Source organism: Bacillus toyonensis BCT-7112 (assembly GCF_000496285.1).
GTDB lineage: Bacteria > Bacillota > Bacilli > Bacillales > Bacillaceae_G > Bacillus_A > Bacillus_A toyonensis.
This window is the reverse complement of record NC_022781.1, coordinates 1,496,861-1,515,069: the sequence shown is the minus strand read 5'-3', so window position 1 is coordinate 1,515,069 and position 18,209 is coordinate 1,496,861. Positions and strand designations below refer to the sequence as shown.

The 18,209-nt window shown below is 36.6% G+C and carries 19 protein-coding genes; 17 read left to right on the top strand and 2 right to left on the bottom strand.

The genetic code is table 11. The annotated features are described in order from the left end of the window. From BTOYO_RS07795 to BTOYO_RS07720, 16 genes are all read left to right on the top strand, one after another. The gene (locus BTOYO_RS07795) at window positions 1-960 is read left to right on the top strand and encodes a PhoH family protein (RefSeq protein WP_000840524.1); all 960 of its coding nucleotides are present in this window, start codon (window positions 1-3) and stop codon (window positions 958-960) included. 185 nt (window positions 961-1,145) lie between these two features. Beyond that, window positions 1,146-3,290 (top strand): HD family phosphohydrolase, encoded by a 2,145-nt coding sequence (locus BTOYO_RS07790; RefSeq protein WP_000091505.1) that lies wholly within the window; start codon window positions 1,146-1,148, stop codon window positions 3,288-3,290. Further along, complete coding sequence (gene ybeY, locus BTOYO_RS07785; RefSeq protein ID WP_000054674.1) at window positions 3,287-3,757, top strand: rRNA maturation RNase YbeY; 471 nt, start codon at window positions 3,287-3,289, stop codon at window positions 3,755-3,757. Before BTOYO_RS07790 ends, ybeY begins: the two co-directional genes overlap by 4 nt. Continuing rightward, entirely contained in the window at window positions 3,754-4,107 is a 354-nt protein-coding gene (locus BTOYO_RS07780; protein ID WP_000715513.1) for a diacylglycerol kinase family protein, read from the top strand. The genes ybeY and BTOYO_RS07780 overlap by 4 nt, the downstream gene beginning before the upstream one ends. 98 nt (window positions 4,108-4,205) lie before the next feature. After that, the gene (locus tag BTOYO_RS07775; RefSeq protein WP_001086291.1) at window positions 4,206-4,604 is read left to right on the top strand and encodes a cytidine deaminase; all 399 of its coding nucleotides are present in this window, start codon (window positions 4,206-4,208) and stop codon (window positions 4,602-4,604) included. Beyond that, the gene (gene era / locus BTOYO_RS07770) at window positions 4,597-5,502 is read left to right on the top strand and encodes a GTPase Era (RefSeq protein WP_001080234.1); all 906 of its coding nucleotides are present in this window, start codon (window positions 4,597-4,599) and stop codon (window positions 5,500-5,502) included. Before BTOYO_RS07775 ends, era begins: the two co-directional genes overlap by 8 nt. A 172-nt stretch (window positions 5,503-5,674) precedes the next feature. Then, the gene (locus BTOYO_RS07765) at window positions 5,675-5,818 is read left to right on the top strand and encodes a YqzL family protein (RefSeq protein ID WP_000883923.1); all 144 of its coding nucleotides are present in this window, start codon (window positions 5,675-5,677) and stop codon (window positions 5,816-5,818) included. A gap of 33 nt (window positions 5,819-5,851) precedes the next feature. After that, a complete protein-coding gene (gene recO, locus BTOYO_RS07760) occupies window positions 5,852-6,598 on the top strand; it encodes a DNA repair protein RecO (RefSeq protein ID WP_000487005.1) in 747 nt (248 codons plus the stop codon). A gap of 107 nt (window positions 6,599-6,705) precedes the next feature. After that, complete coding sequence (gene ccpN, locus BTOYO_RS07755; protein ID WP_000583755.1) at window positions 6,706-7,338, top strand: transcriptional regulator CcpN; 633 nt, start codon at window positions 6,706-6,708, stop codon at window positions 7,336-7,338. A gap of 29 nt (window positions 7,339-7,367) precedes the next feature. Continuing rightward, window positions 7,368-8,180: a pyruvate, water dikinase regulatory protein gene (locus BTOYO_RS07750; protein ID WP_000368950.1), complete on the top strand. Its 813-nt coding sequence runs from the start codon at window positions 7,368-7,370 to the stop codon at window positions 8,178-8,180. Between the two features lie 368 nt (window positions 8,181-8,548). Further along, window positions 8,549-8,788, top strand: a complete 240-nt coding sequence (locus tag BTOYO_RS07745; RefSeq protein WP_023441049.1) for a DUF188 domain-containing protein — start codon at window positions 8,549-8,551, stop codon at window positions 8,786-8,788. Window positions 8,789-9,041: 253 nt separating this feature from the next. Continuing rightward, window positions 9,042-10,838, top strand: a complete 1,797-nt coding sequence (dnaG, locus tag BTOYO_RS07740; protein WP_000528230.1) for a DNA primase — start codon at window positions 9,042-9,044, stop codon at window positions 10,836-10,838. A 59-nt stretch (window positions 10,839-10,897) separates the two neighbouring features. Beyond that, on the top strand, window positions 10,898-12,025 hold the full coding sequence (rpoD, locus tag BTOYO_RS07735; RefSeq protein ID WP_000764067.1) for an RNA polymerase sigma factor RpoD: 1,128 nt from the start codon (window positions 10,898-10,900) through the stop codon (window positions 12,023-12,025). 385 nt (window positions 12,026-12,410) lie between these two features. Continuing rightward, window positions 12,411-12,767, top strand: coding sequence for a cytochrome c550 (cccA, locus tag BTOYO_RS07730; protein ID WP_000828151.1), 357 nt, complete (start codon window positions 12,411-12,413; stop codon window positions 12,765-12,767). 165 nt (window positions 12,768-12,932) lie between these two features. Next, window positions 12,933-13,640 carry a tRNA (adenine(22)-N(1))-methyltransferase gene (locus BTOYO_RS07725; RefSeq protein WP_001006556.1) on the top strand — a complete coding sequence of 236 codons (708 nt, stop codon included), beginning with the start codon at window positions 12,933-12,935 and terminating at the stop codon, window positions 13,638-13,640. Further along, window positions 13,637-14,758 carry a Nif3-like dinuclear metal center hexameric protein gene (locus BTOYO_RS07720; protein WP_000036258.1) on the top strand — a complete coding sequence of 374 codons (1,122 nt, stop codon included), beginning with the start codon at window positions 13,637-13,639 and terminating at the stop codon, window positions 14,756-14,758. The genes BTOYO_RS07725 and BTOYO_RS07720 overlap by 4 nt, the downstream gene beginning before the upstream one ends. A 40-nt stretch (window positions 14,759-14,798) precedes the next feature. Here BTOYO_RS07720 and BTOYO_RS07715 read toward each other — a convergent pair whose 3' ends face one another. Then, entirely contained in the window at window positions 14,799-15,749 is a 951-nt protein-coding gene (locus BTOYO_RS07715; protein ID WP_000706652.1) for a 4-hydroxy-3-methylbut-2-enyl diphosphate reductase, read from the bottom strand. A gap of 89 nt (window positions 15,750-15,838) precedes the next feature. Next, a complete protein-coding gene (gene vrrA, locus BTOYO_RS07710; RefSeq protein WP_041488046.1) occupies window positions 15,839-16,597 on the bottom strand; it encodes a VrrA/YqfQ family protein in 759 nt (252 codons plus the stop codon). A gap of 180 nt (window positions 16,598-16,777) precedes the next feature. On the opposite strand from vrrA, the gene BTOYO_RS07705 reads away from it, so the two are divergent. Continuing rightward, complete coding sequence (locus BTOYO_RS07705; RefSeq protein ID WP_000194009.1) at window positions 16,778-18,088, top strand: DEAD/DEAH box helicase; 1,311 nt, start codon at window positions 16,778-16,780, stop codon at window positions 18,086-18,088. The last annotated feature ends 121 nt before the right edge of the window (window positions 18,089-18,209 follow it).

The following is an 18,209-nucleotide window of genomic DNA, read 5'->3' as shown; positions in this document are numbered from 1 at the left end:
ATGGCAGAACAATTAGTAGAAATGAACCAACAATTGGAAAATACTAACGAAGCAATCGCTCTTTTTGGAGTCAATGATGCTCATTTAAAAGTAATGGAACGAGAACTTAATGTATCTATCGTAACTAGAGGTGAAACAGTTCATGTGTCTGGGGCAGATGAAAACGTGACACTCGTAGAAAAAATCTTACAGCAATTACTTGTTGTTATTCGTAAAAGTGTATCCATTACAGAAAGAGATGTTGCGTATGCAATTCAGCTCGCAAAACAAGGGAAAATTGCTCAATTTGAAGAGTTATATGAAGAAGAAATTTTTAAAACGGCAAAGGGTAAATCTATTCGTGTAAAAACAATGGGACAAAGACGATATATTCATGCGATGAAGAAGAATGATATTGTATTTGGGATAGGACCTGCTGGAACTGGAAAAACGTACTTAGCTGTAGTAATGGCTGTAAGAGCGTTAAAACAAGGGTATGTAAAGAAAATTATTCTAACAAGGCCTGCTGTAGAAGCTGGAGAGAGTTTAGGTTTTTTACCAGGGGATTTAAAAGAGAAGGTAGATCCATATTTACGTCCATTGTATGATGCACTGCACGATATTCTTGGACAAGAATATACGCAGCGTATGATGGAGCGAGGTGTAATTGAAATCGCGCCTCTTGCTTATATGAGAGGGCGTACGCTTGATGATTCATTTGTTATTTTAGATGAAGCGCAAAATACAACTGGTGTCCAAATAAAAATGTTTTTAACAAGATTAGGTTTTAGTTCTAAAATGGTTATAACAGGGGATCCTTCGCAGGTAGATTTGCCAAAAGGGGCAAAATCAGGTCTTTCTATTGCTACAAATGTTTTATCTGGTGTATCAGGACTTTCGTTCATTACATTAGAGCAAAGCGACGTTGTGAGACATCCGTTAGTGCAACGTATTATTGAGGCGTATGATAAAATGGAATGATCCTATTTGTCAGGATCATTTCTTTTTGTATGATAAGGTTGGCGAATAGCAATTTTTTTACTATCATGAAAGAAGAAGAGTATAAGCGATAAATGACGTATGATTCTAAAAGTGTCGCTTGTTAGAAGAAACGAAAGCTATAAATAGTTTCACTTTATTTCTGGAGAGGAGAAGGTATTGAAATCATGTCAAGATCTCAAGAAATTTCTAAGTGGTTTCGTAATTTACAACATTCGAAAAAACTAAGTTGGATTTCTTACGTTTTATTAGGAGCAGTGCTGTTTTTTGCACTTATGAATAATGTAAAACCAGAGCAATTAGATGTTACAACATATTCTATTGCGAAAAAAACAATCCATTCTCCTATTAAAATTGAAGATAAAGTTACAACGGACAAAAAGAAAAAAGAAGCCGCTACAAAAGTTGAAGATCAATATACATATAAAAGTGAGTATAAACAAAATAAAGTGGATATTGTGAATGACGTCTTTGCTAAAGTAGATGAAGTGATACAAGAGATTAAAGCGGTTGGGCCGGATGAGCAAAAAAAGATTACTGATGCTGAAAAAGTGGACAAGTTGAAAAAAAAATTGCCTACTGATTTAACGAAAGAATTATCTGATTTAAACTTACTAAACTTAATTAATGCAGATTCGAACCAATTAGTATTAGCAAAAGATGCAGCAGTTACAGCTATTAATAGTATCATGACTGAGCATATTAAAATGGACGAATTGAAGGATGCGAAGGAACGATATGTAAGTGAGATGAATAGTGTTAATGTTGATAATGGTTTAAAGGAATCTATTAAGGCGTTAGGGAAATATGCGATTTCTGCAAACTATTTTTATGATCCGACCTTAACAAAAGAGAAGAGAAAAGCGGAAGAAGATTTAGTTCCACCTGTTTATATTCTTCAAGGGCAAGTCCTTGTTAGAGAAGGTGAAACGATTTCAAGTGATATGTACAATCAGTTGAAATTAGTTGGTCTGTTAGAAAAAGGGAACAGTTTTCAACCCTATGTTGGATTAGCGGTACTCATTGGTGTGCTATTGTACTTTATGCATAAGCAATTTGAAGTATTTTTACAACGGAAAAGGGAAGATAGACCGTATATTTTAGCGTACATTACCATTTTGTCGATCACGATCGTTTTAATGAAAATCATTAGCTTGTTCCAAAAGCTTGAATATGCAGGGATCGCGTATGTCGTTCCAGTTGCAATGGGAACAATACTTGTAAAACTAATGATTGGTGATCGATTTGTTTTTTTAACAAGCATGATTTTTTCTGTATGCGGAAGCATTATGTTTAATGAAGGAGTAACGAGCACCCTGAATTATAGTGTGGGGATCTATGTGTTACTAAGTTCACTATCAGTTAGTATTTTCTTGAGAGAAAAAAATCGTCGTACGATGATTTTACAAGCGGGTATACTCGTTTCTGTGTTAAATGTGGTCGTATTGGCAGCGTTATTATTGTTGCGTAATGGGAATTTTTCGCCTCTTGAAATTGGTACACAATTATTGATGGCTTCTGTTTCAGGGATTATCTCTTCGGTGTTAGCTATGGGGATTTTACCATATTTAGAGAGTGGACTTGGCATTGTATCAAGTATGAAGCTTATGGAACTATCAAGTCCAAATCATCCGCTTTTGCGTAAGATTTTGCTAGAAGCGCCAGGGACATATCACCATAGTGTAATGGTAGCGAATCTTTCTGAAGCTGCTTGTGAAGCAGTCGGGGCAAATGGTGTATTAGCCCGTGTAGGGGCGTATTATCATGATGTAGGAAAAACGGTACAACCACAGTTCTTTATTGAAAATCAGATGGGGATTGAAAACCCACATGATAAACTCGCCCCTGTAACGAGTAAAGATATTATTATCGCTCATGTAACGGACGGGGTGAGGATGCTAGAAGAGTACCATATTCCGCAAGAAATTATTGATATTGCTGGACAACATCATGGTACAACGTTACTTAAATATTTTTACTATAAGGCGATTAAAGAAGATAAAGAAAAATATACAGAAGAGATGTTCCGTTATCCAGGATCCAAAGCAACTTCTAAAGAGTCGGCGATTGTTGGTATTGCTGATAGTGTAGAGGCCGCGGTGCGTTCTATGAATCATCCAACGCCAGATCAAATTAATAATTTAGTGCAAAGTATTATTAAAGATCGTTTGCAAGATGGACAATTTAGTGAATGTGATTTGACATTTAAAGAGCTACAAATCGTTGGAAAAACGTTATGCGAGACGTTAAATGGTATTTTCCATTCGCGTATTACATATCCGGAACTACCGGAAGAGAAGGAGAAAGAATGAGTTTATTAATTGATTTTATTGATGAAACAGAAGAAGTGAAAGACGATTATATAAGTTTGATTCGAGAGCTGGTAGAGAAAGCGGCTCAAATGGAAAACATAGAAGAAGGGGCAGAATTATCGGTTACGTTTGTAGATAATGAACGTATTCGTGAAATAAACCGTGATTACCGAGATAAGGATCAGCCTACGGATGTTATTTCTTTCGCTATGGAAGAAATGGGAGAAGGTGAAATGGAAATTGTCGGTGCGGAGATGCCGCGTATGTTAGGAGATCTTATTATTTCTATTCCAAGAGCGAAAGAGCAAGCTGAAGAATATGGACACTCTTTTGATAGGGAACTTGGGTTTTTAGCGTTACATGGCTTTTTACATTTGCTTGGTTATGATCACATGACAGAAGAAGATGAAAAAGAAATGTTTGGAAGACAAAAAGAAATTTTAGAAGCATTTGGATTAGGACGATGAAAAAAGGAAAACTTTTAGATAGTTTTGGATATGCTATAGCTGGTATATTCTTTTGTCTTCGTCATGAAAGAAATATGAGAATTCATTATTTAGCCGCAGTCATTGTTATATGCTGCGGCTTTTATTTCCATATTACGAAAATAGAGTGGGTGGTATTACTTATTGTGATAGGGATTGTAATGGGTTTAGAGATGGTAAATACGGCTGTGGAAAAAACAGTAGACTTAGTGACTGCTGATATACATCCATTTGCGAAAATTGCAAAGGATGTCGCAGCAGGAGCGGTTTTACTCTTTGCAGTTATAGCCGTTATAATTGGTGCTATTATCTTTGTACCGTATGTGGTATAGTTGCATTCCGAAGCTTTTATTAAGCCTAGGAAGTGCTATAAAGGCCTTTAGTGAGAGAGTGTATCTATTCACAGCTGTGAACAGGAAGGATGCGGGATATGAATAGTAAACAATTAATTCAAGAAGCAATCGAAGCGCGTAAACAAGCGTACGTACCATATTCAAAATTTCAAGTAGGTGCAGCATTATTAACGCACGATGGAAAAGTATATCGTGGCTGTAATGTTGAGAATGCATCATATGGCTTATGCAACTGTGCAGAAAGAACTGCTTTATTTAAGGCAGTTTCTGAAGGGGATAAAGAGTTTGTAGCTATTGCGGTTGTAGCAGATACAAAACGCCCAGTACCTCCTTGTGGAGCATGTCGACAAGTTATGGTAGAATTATGTAAACAGGATACGAAAGTATACCTATCAAATTTACATGGTGACGTTCAAGAGACGACAGTCGGAGAATTGTTACCAGGAGCATTTTTAGCGGAGGATTTACATGAATAGAAAAGGTTATAAATCAGGTTTTGTCTCTATTATTGGCAGACCGAATGTTGGGAAATCTACATTTTTAAATCGTATTATCGGCCAAAAAATTGCCATTATGAGTGACAAGCCACAAACGACTCGTAATAAAATTCAAGGCGTATATACAGAAAATGATTCACAAGTAATTTTCATTGATACACCAGGAATACATAAACCGAAACATAAACTAGGTGACTTCATGGTGAAGATGGCTCAAACGACATTGAAAGAAGTTGATATTGTGCTGTTTATGGTCAATGCAACTGAAGGATTTGGTCGTGGTGAGGAATTCATTATTGAGAAATTACAAGAAACGAAACAACCGGTATTTTTGGTAATTAATAAAATTGACCAAGTTCATCCAGAGCAATTATTAGAGTTAATTGATCAATATCGTAAACTACATGAGTTTGCAGAAATTGTACCAATTTCTGCATTAGACGGTAATAATGTAGAAGCGTTAATTGGAGCAATTAAAAAATATTTACCAGAAGGACCGCAATACTACCCAGATAATCAAGTAACGGATCATCCGGAGCGATTTATTATTGCAGAGCTTATTCGTGAAAAAGTACTACATTTAACACGTGAAGAAGTGCCACATTCTGTAGCGGTTGTTATTGATGCAATTCAGAAGCGTGAGGGCGGTGCAGTTTATATAAATGCAACGATTGTTGTTGAACGTGCGTCACAAAAAGGAATTATTATTGGGAAACAAGGGAAGATGTTAAAAGAAGTCGGGAAACGAGCTCGTTTTGATATTGAAGCACTTCTTGGTTCTAAAGTATTTTTAGAGGTATGGGTAAAAGTACAAAAAGATTGGCGCAATAAGATGTCTCAGCTTCGTGATCTTGGTTTCCGCGAAGACGAGTACTAAAATAAAGTAAGGCTGTAATCAGTGGATGTTTGCTCATCCGCTGATTATTGGTTTTTGTAAACTTTAATAAATTAGGAAAAATTTTTCTCACATGAAAATGGACAAAATGGGTCAATTTAATAACAAAGGAAATTGGTTTATAGGCTACGCTTATTGAGAAAGGTGGATTCTTATGCTAGATTTTACCTGGAAGTTTTTCTCCAAAACAGGAAGCATTGAAACGTATTTGCTTTTAAAAGAGATGGAAAAAGACGTAAACGATGAGATGGATCAACATGATGAGGAGCTAGCGCATCTAGACTCTCCAATTTCTTGACCCGTTTTGTTCAAACCTTGGATGGTGACGAACATGTTTCAAAAAGTTGAGGGCATCGTTATCCGTACGACAGATTACGGAGAAACGAATAAGATTGTTACAATATTCTCAAGAGAATTCGGTAAGATAAGTGCAATGGCAAGAGGAGCGAAAAAACCGAAAAGTCGGTTAGCATCTGTTTCGCAACTTATGACACATGGGCATTTTCTTATTCAAGTGGGATCTGGGCTTGGAACTTTGCAACAAGGCGAGATTATTTCAACTATGAAAGAAATTCGCGAGGATATATTTTTAACTGCTTATGCATCATTTGTTGTTGAGTTAACTGATAAAGCAACAGAAGATAAAAAACATAATCCGTACTTATTTGAAATGTTATATCAAACGTTGCATTATATGTGTGAGGGTGTTGATCCAGAAGTATTATCATTAATTTATCAAACGAAAATGCTTCCGGTATTAGGGATGCGCCCGTATTTTGATACATGTGCGATTTGTCATCAAGAAACAGATTTTGTCGCCTTCTCTGTCAGGGAAGGCGGTTTTCTGTGCTCACGTCATGCGGAGCAAGATCCGTATCGTATACCGGTGGGAGAAGCTGTACATAAATTGTTACGTCTTTTCTTCCATTTCGATTTACATAGGCTCGGCAATGTATCAGTGAAGGATAGCACAAAAAAACAAATGCGCTTAGTATTGAATACATATTATGATGAATATTGCGGAATTTATTTGAAATCAAGACGTTTCCTAGAGCAACTTGATAAGTTTCAAATATAATTTGGGGCCGTATACGGTCCTTTTTACATACTTTCTTTTTCGAATAGCATATTTAGTATATAATATTTAAGAGATAGTATAACTTTTTTCGTTGTGCATTAAAGGTGGTGATTATCATAGAGCTGAATAAACGGCAAGAACATATCATTCAGATTGTAAAAGATCACGGTCCTATTACAGGGGAGTCAATTGCTGCGCAATTGGGTTTAACACGTGCAACGCTAAGACCAGACTTAGCAATTTTAACGATGGCTGGTTATTTAGAAGCGCGTCCACGCGTAGGTTATTTTTATACGGGGAAAACTGGGGGGCAGCTATTATCTGAAGCTGTTAAGAAAATTAAAGTGCAAGATTATCAATCTAGACCGGCTGTAATTGATAAAAATGTATCAGTATACGATGCAATTTGTACGATGTTTTTAGAGGATGTTGGTACATTGTTTGTTGTAGATCAATCTACACTATTAGTTGGTGTTGTGTCTCGAAAAGATCTATTAAGAGCTAGCTTAGGGAAGCAGGATTTAACCTCTCTTCCGGTTAATATTATCATGACAAGGATGCCAAACATTGCCATGTGTCGTAGAGAAGATTCTTTATATGATATTGCGATGGAATTAATAGAAAGACAGATTGATGCGATGCCGGTTGTGAAAGATACGAAGCAAGGTTTAGAAGTAATTGGACGAATTACAAAAACAAATATTACACGTGCGTTTGTAAACCTAGTAAATAACGAATAAGTGTAATTTGTTTAAAGTGAGGTAATGTAATGGATAATAAAATCGTATATGTCGTATCTGACTCTGTAGGAGAAACGGCTGATTTAGTTGTTCGAGCAGCAATGGGGCAATTCCCATTTGCTCCTGATATTAGACGTGTACCGTATGTAGAAGATACAGGGACATTAAAAGAAGTGATTTCGATTGCTAAGAGTAATCAAGCGCTTATTTGTTTTACGTTAGTAAAGCCGGAAATGCGCCAGTATTTAGTGAAAGAGGCTGCAAAAGAAGGGGTAGAGGCATACGATATTATCGGACCTCTTATCGATCAAATTGAAGAAATTACAGGGCAAGTGCCGAGATATGAGCCGGGTGTTGTTCGTAGATTAGATGAAGAGTACTTTAAAAAGATTGAAGCAATTGAGTTTGCTGTAAAGTACGATGATGGTAGAGATGCACGAGGTATTTTAAAAGCGGATATCGTGTTAATTGGAATTTCACGTACATCAAAAACACCACTTTCTCAATACTTAGCTCATAACAAACGGTTGAAAGTTGCCAATGTGCCGCTTGTACCAGAAGTGGATCCACCTGAGGAATTATATCAAGTGGCAAAAGAGAAATGTTTCGGTTTGAAAATTACACCGGATAAGTTAAATCATATTCGAAAAGAACGATTAAAATCACTTGGATTAAGTGACGGCGCAACATATGCCAATATTAATCGTATTCAAGAAGAGATTGATCACTTTGAAGCAGTAATTAGTAAAATAAATTGTCAAGTAATTGATGTATCGAATAAAGCGATTGAAGAAACAGCAAATATTATTGTGAATGCAGTGCAAAACCAAAAAATGTTTTAGCACATTTACCGAAGGTGAATGTGCTTTTTTCGCTCATATGAAATACGATACTTGTTGGATTAGTAATAGATTATAGCGGAGTGGTTATACTTATATTCTTCTGTTTTTTTATTATGTGAAAAGCATGGTTTAGTTATCCTAAAGTAGAAGATGAAAAAATAAAGGGATATGTAGCGTAGTTGAAGAAAATATATTATAATAAAAAATTGTGATAAAAACCTATATTTTACGTTTAGACTTTAATTTTTCAGAATAAACTAGGGATAGGATTTACAAAAAAGACATGTAATTACATTAAATCGACAAAATCTATACAAGAAAACGCACATTATGGAAGGATTCACAGAAGGGATGTAGAATACAGAAATATGCAAAACATCAATAACGTATTAGTTGATGCAGGTGCATATCCCGTGAAGGATGAGATTGTGCAAGTTGGAACTGAATTTCATGTCGAAATTGTGTTTGTCGCATCGTATACTCATCGTTCAAGAAAACAGCAAGGCAATTGGATTTATGTAGATTCTGGACAAGATGAAGTTGATTTATATCTATCAACTTGCAAAGGTAACAGATCTCATGATCATACAGTATATGAGGCTTGCTAGTCTTCTTGTAAAAAAGGTGTATATGTATTGTCTTCAAGAGGTGCATTTGTAATAGATGAGCATATGAATACAATTTTATATAGTAGTATGTATCTGCGAAGTTACGCAGACAAAGGGCCTATATAAGAGGTCCGAAGTCGTTTACACAATGTGATCGACAATACTTTCTAACAAGTTTAGAAAAAATATTGTCGAATTATAAAGGAATTTTTTAATTTATATCGAATACAAAATACGACACGGAGATGGAGTTATGGGCAACAGAATTCCCGAAGAAGTTGTTGAACAGATTCGGACGTCATCCGATATTGTAGAAGTGATTGGTGAATACGTTCAACTTAGAAAGCAGGGACGTAACTATTTCGGCCTTTGTCCATTTCATGGTGAGAATTCTCCTTCATTCTCTGTTTCATCTGATAAGCAAATTTTTCATTGCTTCGGATGTGGAGAAGGTGGAAATGTATTTTCCTTTCTAATGAAAATGGAAGGACTTGCTTTTACCGAGGCTGTTCAAAAGTTAGGTGAAAGAAATGGAATTGCGGTTGCAGAGTATACATCAGGGCAAGTACAACAAGAAGACATATCTGATGACACTGTCATCATGCAACAGGCTCACGAACTTTTGAAAAAGTATTATCATCATTTATTAGTAAATACAGAAGAGGGAAATGAAGCACTTTCATATTTATTAAACCGTGGTATTACGAAAGAGATGATTGAGAAGTTTGAAATTGGTTATGCATCACTTGCTTGGGATGCTGCAACGAAAATTTTACAAAAAAGAGGTTTATCGCTGTCTAGTATGGAACAAGCCGGTCTTCTAATAAGAAGTGAGAAGGATGGTAGTCATTATGATCGCTTCCGTGGAAGAGTTATGTTTCCAATCCATACGTTACAAGGTAAGGTGATAGCGTTTAGTGGAAGGGCTTTAGGAGATGACACTCCGAAATATTTAAATAGCCCTGAAACACCGATTTTTCACAAAAGTAAATTGTTGTATAACTTCCACCAAGCAAGGCCGTTTATTAGAAAGCGTGGGCAAGTAGTCCTTTTTGAAGGGTATGCCGATGTACTAGCTGCGGTAAAGAGTGGTGTGGAAGAAGCTGTTGCGACAATGGGAACAGCTTTAACTGAAGAACAAGCAAAACTTCTGCGACGTAACGTTGAAACTGTTGTTCTTTGCTATGATGGTGATAAAGCAGGACGAGAAGCGACGATGAAAGCAGGGCAATTACTGTTAAAAGTTGGTTGCCAAGTGAAAGTCACATCCTTGCCAGATAAGCTTGATCCTGATGAATATGTGCAACAATATGGGACAACCGCTTTTGAAAATCTTGTGAAATCAAGTATAAGTTTTGTTGGTTTTAAAATAAATTATTTGCGTTTAGGGAAAAATTTGCAAGATGAGTCTGGCAAAGAAGAATATGTGAAAAGTGTTTTAAAAGAGTTGTCGTTGTTACAAGACGCGATGCAGGCAGAATCATATTTGAAGTCGTTATCGCAAGAGTTTTCTTATTCAATGGAAACACTTTTGAATCAATTGCACCAATATCGCAAAGAACAAAAGGTACAGCAAAAACAAATAAAGCAGGTTTCTAAGCCGTCTCAAGTTGTTCAAACAAAACCGAAGTTAACAGGTTTTGAAAGGGCAGAAAGAGAAATTATTTATCATATGTTGCAAAGTGCAGAAGTAGCCGTTCGCATGGAATCCCATATAGAAGATTTTCATACAGAAGAACATAAAGGGATTTTATATGAACTATACGCATATTATGAAAAGGGAAATGAACCTTCAGTCGGAACATTTTTAAGTTGGCTCTCTGATGAAAAGTTGAAAAACATTATCACTGATATTTCGACGGATGAATTTATTAATCCAGAATACACAGAAGAAGTGTTACAAGGCCATTTAGAGACGCTTAGACGTCATAAGGAAAAACTTGTAAAGATGGAAATCATCTTTAAAGTAAAACAGATGGAAAAAACAGATCCTGTAGAGGCTGCTAAATATTATGTAGCATATTTACAAAATCAAAAAGCGAGAAAATAGCTTTTTTGGTAAAGATTTAGTATAATGAATGTTTGTATCTCGCGTAAGGAGGGGAACAGATGGCTGACAAACCAGCTCGTTCTAAACAAATTGAAACTGAAATGACCCTTGAGCAAGTGAAAGAACAACTCACTGAGGTCGGAAAAAAACGTGGCGTTCTTACATATGAAGAGATCGCAGAACGCATGAATGGATTTGAAATTGAATCCGATCAAATGGATGAATACTATGAATATTTAGGTGAACAAGGGATTGACTTAGTTGGCGATAACGACAACGAAGAAGGTCCTAATAATCGCCAAATTACAAAAACGGAAGAAGAATTCGACCTTAATGATTTAAGTGTGCCACCAGGTGTGAAAATCAATGATCCTGTTCGTATGTACTTAAAAGAAATTGGTCGCGTTGACTTACTATCCGCTGAAGAAGAAATTCGACTTGCGACGCGTATTGAAGAAGGCGATGAAGAAGCAAAACGCCGTCTTGCGGAAGCGAACTTACGTCTTGTAGTAAGTATTGCAAAGCGTTACGTGGGCCGTGGTATGCTTTTCTTAGACTTAATCCAAGAAGGAAATATGGGTCTAATTAAAGCGGTTGAAAAGTTCGATTATCGTAAAGGTTTCAAATTTAGTACGTATGCAACTTGGTGGATTCGCCAAGCAATTACACGTGCGATTGCAGACCAAGCGCGAACAATTCGTATTCCAGTTCATATGGTTGAAACGATTAATAAGTTAATTCGTGTACAACGTCAATTGTTACAAGATTTAGGACGCGAACCATCTCCTGAAGAGATTGGTGAAGAAATGGATCTTGCGCCAGAAAAAGTACGCGAAATCTTAAAAATTGCACAGGAGCCAGTTTCTCTTGAAACACCAATTGGTGAAGAAGACGACTCCCATTTAGGTGACTTTATTGAAGACCAAGAAGCAACATCGCCTGCGGACCATGCAGCGTATGAATTGCTAAAAGAACAATTAGAAGATGTGTTAGATACACTAACAGATCGTGAAGAAAATGTTCTACGTCTTCGTTTCGGTTTAGATGATGGACGAACTCGTACGCTTGAAGAAGTTGGGAAAGTATTCGGCGTAACGAGAGAACGTATCCGTCAAATTGAAGCGAAAGCACTTCGCAAATTAAGACATCCAAGTCGTAGTAAGCGTCTTAAGGATTTCTTAGAATAGGCTAACTTTAAGTTTACTTCACTTTTGTGAAGTAAACTTTTTTGTTTTGTTAAATTTTGTTAAAATTTAGCTATCGGCAACGATTACAATTTCTTGTAATTTATTTTACAGAATTGTCTTTTGATTTGCAAATGCTCATTTTTCGATTTTTCGATTAATTTTGTTTATTCTATACAAAAAAATATGTAGAAAAGCGAAAAATATGATGAGAAACGTTAATAATTATCGAAATAATAAGCGATATAACAATAAAAAACAATAAACTGAATTTATGTAATATTTTCAACAAGTGATAGTTTACTCTTTTCGGATAGAGCGTTTTCAAGTACAATGGAAATGACTGAATCATCTAACTATTTAGGGGTATAGAGGGGGGAGAAGAGATATGAAACGTAATCCGCTGATTCCGTTCGCTCTTATTGCAGCATTAGGTATTATCGTTATGTTTGTATTTTCATTTCAGGGGCTAAATAAATCTAAAGAGTTAGCTGATACAAAAAATGGCGGGAAGCCAGCGCAAACAGCATCAAAGCCAGAAGATATTGTGAAGCAAAGCTGTACGAGCTGCCATGGCGATCAGTTACAAGGGGCGGTAGGGCCTAATTTACAAAAAATTGGTGGAAAACTTTCAAAGGATGAAATTAAAGAAATTCTTTCGAAAGGAAAAGGAAATATGCCGCCAAATTTAGTTCCAGCTGATCAAGCGGCTAAAGTAGCTGATTGGCTATCTAAGAAAAAATAAGGTTCCATAAAACAAGCCTTTTGCTTTTGCAAAAGGCTTGTTTTTCTATACTTTCTAAAATACGATGAGTAATAGAGAATGGAATTGTTGTTATGGGCTTGCAACAACTACTATAAATTCATTATCATGGAGACAGACTGACAAGAGAAGGAGTAATGGAAATACATGAATGAAGTAAAGCTTTCAAAACGATTAGAAGAAGTTGTGCGCGAGATTCCAGTAGGATCTACAGTAGCTGATATTGGATCGGATCATGCGTATTTACCGTGTTATACAATTATAAATAATATTGCTACAAAAGCAGTTGCAGGAGAAGTTGTAGATGGGCCGTTTCGTTCTGCGCAAGCAACTGTAGCTGAAAGTGGCTTACAAGATAAAGTGGACGTTCGTAAAGGGAATGGATTAGAAGTAATTACACCAGGGGAAGTAGATGTAATTACAGTTGCTGGTATGGGTGGAGCACTAATTCGTGACATTTTAGAAAGTGGTAAAGAAAAGTTAGAAGGTGTAACACGTTTAATTTTACAGCCGAACATTGCAGCACATCACATACGTGAATGGTTTATTGAAAATGGCTGGGAGCTTATCCGTGAGAAAATCGTAAAAGAAGACGGGAAAATTTACGAAATTTTAGTTGGGGAACGAGGAAATATTGCAGCACCTTACTCGGATAATAAACAAGCTGAATTATTTATGGGTCCATTTTTAATAAAAGAAAAAGGTGAGGCTTTTGTTGAAAAGTGGGAAGGAGAATTGAAAAACTTCCAAAATATCTTAAAACAATTAGAACGTGCAGCAGATTCTGAAGAGACAAAAACGAAACGTGTAGAAGTAGAAGCGAAAATGAAAATGATAGGGGAGATTTTATCATGAGTAAAATTCCAAATGGCCATGAGGTTATTTCTTTATTTGAAAGTATGTACCCGAAGCATTTAGCGATGGAAGGGGATAAGATTGGCCTGCAGATCGGGGCGCTTAATAAACCCGTGCAGCACGTATTGATTGCTTTAGATGTAACGGAGGAGGTTGTAGATGAAGCAATTCAATTAGGAGCGAATGTCATTATTGCGCATCACCCTTTAATTTTTAATCCGTTAAAAGCGATTCATACAGAGAAAGCGTATGGGAAAATTATTGAAAAGTGTATTAAGAATGATATTGCCGTTTATGCCGCTCATACAAATGTAGACGTTGCTAAAGGTGGAGTAAACGATTTACTCGCTGATGCGTTAGGATTACAAAATACAGAAGTATTAGCTCCAACATACGCAGAAGAAATGAAAAAAATTGTTGTGTTTGTGCCAGTAACTCATGCAGAAGAGGTTCGTAAAGCATTAGGAGACGCAGGTGCGGGTCATATCGGCAATTATAGCCACTGTACGTTCAGTAGTGAGGGAGCAGGCGCGTTTGTACCTCAGGAGGGAACAAATCCTTATATCGGGGAAACTGGGCGGTTAGAACGTGTGGAAGAGGTACGTATCGAAACGATAATTCCAGCTTCACTACAAAGAAAAGTTATGAAAGAGATGTTGGCAGCTCATCCATACGAAGAAGTGGCATATGATGTATATCCTCTTGATAATAAAGGTGAAACGTTAGGGCTTGGAAAAATAGGCTATTTACAAGAAGAAATGACACTTGGCCAGTTTGCTGAACATGTGAAACAATCATTAGACGTGAAGGGCGCAAGAGTTGTCGGCAAGTTAGGTGATAAAGTGCGTAAAGTTGCTGTACTTGGTGGGGACGGTAATAAATATATAAACCAAGCGAAATTTAAAGGGGCAGATGTATATGTAACAGGTGACATGTATTATCATGTCGCTCATGATGCGATGATGCTCGGTTTAAATATAGTTGATCCAGGACATAACGTTGAAAAGGTAATGAAGCAAGCTGTGCAAAAGCAACTGCAAGAAAAAGTAGATGCGAAAAAATTCAATGTACAAATTCATGCTTCGCAGTTACATACAGATCCATTCACATTTGTATAAGAATAATAAAAACCGTTGCTCATGTAGGCAACGGTTTTTATTATTGTTCTTTTTTCACTTTTACACGAGGTAAGATTTTTTGAAGTGGTACTTTTCGAATTCTTTCCCACGTAGCCGGATTCATTGGGTCATATTGATCTAAGAAAGCGATAACCTCTTTTGTAATTGGTGTTGGAGTAGAAGCACCTGCTGTAACAGCTACGTTTTCTACACCTTGTAGCCATTCTAATTGAATTTCACTTACATCCGCAACACGGTAAGCTTTCGTACCAGCAATTTCTTGTGATACTTGCGCTAAGCGATTCGAATTGTTACTTTTTGGATCACCAACAACGATTGTTAAATCTGCAACATCCGCTTGTTTAGCTACAGCTTCTTGACGAACTTGAGTTGCTAAACAAATTTCCTTATGGAATTCTGCTGTTGGAAATTTTTTCTGAATGTCCTCCATTAAATGTTGAACATCCCATTGACTCATCGTTGTTTGATTCGTAACTAAAATTTTATCCGTTGGGATTTCTAATGTTTCTAAATCATCCGCTCTTTCGATAAGGTGAACGATATCAGGTGCAATACCAACCGCGCCTTCTGGTTCTGGATGGTTTTTTTTGCCGATATAAATGACATGATATCCTTCAGCTTTTTTTGCTTCAATAAGGTCATGTGTTTTTGTAACATCTGGACAAGTTGCATCGATTGTCGTTAAACCTTTTTCTTTTGCACGTTGTTTAACTTCAGGAGAAACACCGTGAGCAGTAAATATAACAGTACCAGAATCGATTTGATCTAAAATATCTAAGCGACTTGGTCCGTCTAACGTAATGATTCCATCTTCTTCAAAAGCGTCTGTAACATGTTTATTGTGAACAATCATACCTAAAATATAAATAGGTCTCGGTAATGATTTATCTAATGCAGCGTTACGTGCAATTACCATTGCATCGACAACACCGTAGCAATAACCACGAGGGGAAATTTTAACAATTTTCATATGAGTAATCCTCTCCTTCTAAACAAGGGATACTTTTGTGCATAGTCCTTTACATTATAAAGGAGGAGAGGATAGAAAACAAAGGATTGTTACACATATAGTTTGGGTTTTGTTGCTATTTTTTGAACAGGCTCCTCTCGTACTTCTGTTTCTATGGCTGGCTCAATCACTATTTTTTTTCTTTTTCTTTTTTTTTGTGGAGGAGGGGGAGTTGCTACCTCAACCTTTTCTGTTAGATCTTCAGTTTGATCTTCTTCCGTACTTTTTCCAGAGGTGAGGATTTTAACAATGCTTGGTAGGTTACGCATAATGGGACCGTACTGTTCGACGACAGGGCTTACAGATTGAACGACTTGTGATACTTTTTCGATATTGTTTATCATATTAGTTGGATTCGAAATTAAATTCGAAAAAAAACTGCCGATGCCGCTGCTAGATGCTGCTGTAGTGGCTGTACCGCCGCGCGTTTCGTTTGATTCATACATTTGAGGGGGAATCATTTGCTCTGGATACTGCTGCATGTATGGTTGATATTGCTGTGAGTATTGATGCGGGTATTGTTGTTGGTATTGTTGTTGGTATTGCTGTTGATATTGCTGTTGCTGTTGATATTGCTGTTGATATTGGGGTGGCTGTTGTTGGTGCATCATTGGCGGCTGTCCTTCTATTTGTCGATAAGGCGGAACCATTTGCATGAAAGGTTCGGTTGGATCGTGTTTTTTAAAGAGTTTAGCAAGGAATCCTTTCTTTTTTTGTGCCATCGGTGGTAGTTGTGGAATGGGGTATGGTGTATAAGGTTGTTGGCCTGGATTCGGATACATTTGCCTTACGGGAGATTTTGGAAACATGTGAGAAATCCTCCTTTCTTCAGTTAGGTATATACACATACAATATGCAATAAGAGTGAAGAAGGTTAGTTTTTGAAGTAAAAACCTAAACTAAAGATGGATTTTACTTGTAGATTTCGATATAATGTAGACTTGACTGATTTGTGCGCGCAGTAGAAATTTAGAAAGAAGGTGTAACTTATGACACAACAAACTTTTACACAGTATGATTTTAAACCATTTTTAATAGATGCAATTCGTGAACTACGCTTTACAGAGCCGACAGGAATTCAACAGAAAATTTTCCCGGTCGTGAAAAAAGGTGTAAGTGTAATTGGACAATCCCAAACAGGTTCTGGGAAAACACATGCATACTTACTTCCTACATTAAACAGAATTAATCCAAGTCGTGAAGAAGTACAGCTTGTTATTACAGCTCCTACTCGTGAGTTAGCACAACAAATTTACGAAGAAATCGTGAAATTAACAAAGTTCTGTGCAGAAGATCAAATGATTACAGCACGTTGTTTAATTGGTGGAACTGATAAACAACGATCGATTGAAAAGTTGAAAAAACAACCACATATTGTAGTTGGAACACCAGGACGTATTAAAGACTTAGTAGAAGAAAAGGCGCTATTTGTTTATAAAGCGGATACTATTATTGTCGATGAAGCGGATTTAATGCTTGATATGGGATTCATTCAAGATGTAGATAAAATTGCAGCACGTATGCCTAAAAACTTGCAAATGCTAGTTTTCTCTGCAACAATTCCTCAAAAATTAAAACCATTTTTGAAGAAATATATGGAGAATCCAGAACATATTCATATTAATCCGAAACAAGTTGCAGCAGGAAATATTGAGCATTACCTTGTGCCTTCAAGACACCGTAATAAAATTGAATTAGTGAAAAATATGCTACTTCAATTTAAACCGTACTTAGCAATTGTGTTTACAAACACGAAGAAGAAGGCTGATGAAGTAGCCGATGGATTAGCTGAACGTGGGTTAAAAGTAGGGCGTATACACGGTGATTTATCACCACGTGATCGTAAAAAAATGATGAAACAAGTTCGTGATTTAGAGTTCCAATACATTGTCGCAACAGATTTAGCGGCACGCGGTATTGATATTGAAGGAATTAGCCATGTTATTAACTATGAACTTCCATCAGATTTAGATTTCTTCGTTCACCGCGTTGGAAGAACTGCACGTGCGGGTCATTCAGGGATTGCAGTGACAATTTATGATCCAGCAAATGAAGAAGCGTTAGATAGTTTGGAAAAACAACGTCATATCGAATTTAAGCATGTAGATTTACGCGGAGATGAGTGGGCGGATTTAGGTGACCGTCGTCGTCGTAAGAGTCGTAAAAAACCAAATGATGGACTAGATGTTATGGCAACAAAAGTTGTTAAAAAGCCGAAAAAAGTAAAACCAAACTATAAGCGAAAACTTGCAACAGAACGTGACAAAGTGAAGAAAAAATATAGCAATAAAAAAAGATAAGGGATTTCCCTTATCTTTTTTTATTGCAGCTATTTGTGAGAGTCGTAATCAATATGGGTAGAAAAATATGGATTAAAGCTTCACTTAATCCAGTTCATTTAAATGAAGAGTATAGTCTGTT

Coding starts and splice junctions, on each gene's coding strand:
- BTOYO_RS07795 (WP_000840524.1), top strand. CDS start 1: ATGGCAGAACAATTAGTAGAAATGAACCAACAATTGGAAAATACTAAC.
- BTOYO_RS07790 (WP_000091505.1), top strand. CDS start 1,146: ATGTCAAGATCTCAAGAAATTTCTAAGTGGTTTCGTAATTTACAACAT.
- ybeY (WP_000054674.1), top strand. CDS start 3,287: ATGAGTTTATTAATTGATTTTATTGATGAAACAGAAGAAGTGAAAGAC.
- BTOYO_RS07780 (WP_000715513.1), top strand. CDS start 3,754: ATGAAAAAAGGAAAACTTTTAGATAGTTTTGGATATGCTATAGCTGGT.
- BTOYO_RS07775 (WP_001086291.1), top strand. CDS start 4,206: ATGAATAGTAAACAATTAATTCAAGAAGCAATCGAAGCGCGTAAACAA.
- era (WP_001080234.1), top strand. CDS start 4,597: ATGAATAGAAAAGGTTATAAATCAGGTTTTGTCTCTATTATTGGCAGA.
- BTOYO_RS07765 (WP_000883923.1), top strand. CDS start 5,675: ATGCTAGATTTTACCTGGAAGTTTTTCTCCAAAACAGGAAGCATTGAA.
- recO (WP_000487005.1), top strand. CDS start 5,852: ATGTTTCAAAAAGTTGAGGGCATCGTTATCCGTACGACAGATTACGGA.
- BTOYO_RS07750 (WP_000368950.1), top strand. CDS start 7,368: ATGGATAATAAAATCGTATATGTCGTATCTGACTCTGTAGGAGAAACG.
- BTOYO_RS07745 (WP_023441049.1), top strand. CDS start 8,549: ATGCAAAACATCAATAACGTATTAGTTGATGCAGGTGCATATCCCGTG.
- dnaG (WP_000528230.1), top strand. CDS start 9,042: ATGGGCAACAGAATTCCCGAAGAAGTTGTTGAACAGATTCGGACGTCA.
- rpoD (WP_000764067.1), top strand. CDS start 10,898: ATGGCTGACAAACCAGCTCGTTCTAAACAAATTGAAACTGAAATGACC.
- cccA (WP_000828151.1), top strand. CDS start 12,411: ATGAAACGTAATCCGCTGATTCCGTTCGCTCTTATTGCAGCATTAGGT.
- BTOYO_RS07725 (WP_001006556.1), top strand. CDS start 12,933: ATGAATGAAGTAAAGCTTTCAAAACGATTAGAAGAAGTTGTGCGCGAG.
- BTOYO_RS07720 (WP_000036258.1), top strand. CDS start 13,637: ATGAGTAAAATTCCAAATGGCCATGAGGTTATTTCTTTATTTGAAAGT.
- BTOYO_RS07715 (WP_000706652.1), bottom strand. CDS start 15,749: ATGAAAATTGTTAAAATTTCCCCTCGTGGTTATTGCTACGGTGTTGTC.
- vrrA (WP_041488046.1), bottom strand. CDS start 16,597: ATGTTTCCAAAATCTCCCGTAAGGCAAATGTATCCGAATCCAGGCCAA.
- BTOYO_RS07705 (WP_000194009.1), top strand. CDS start 16,778: ATGACACAACAAACTTTTACACAGTATGATTTTAAACCATTTTTAATA.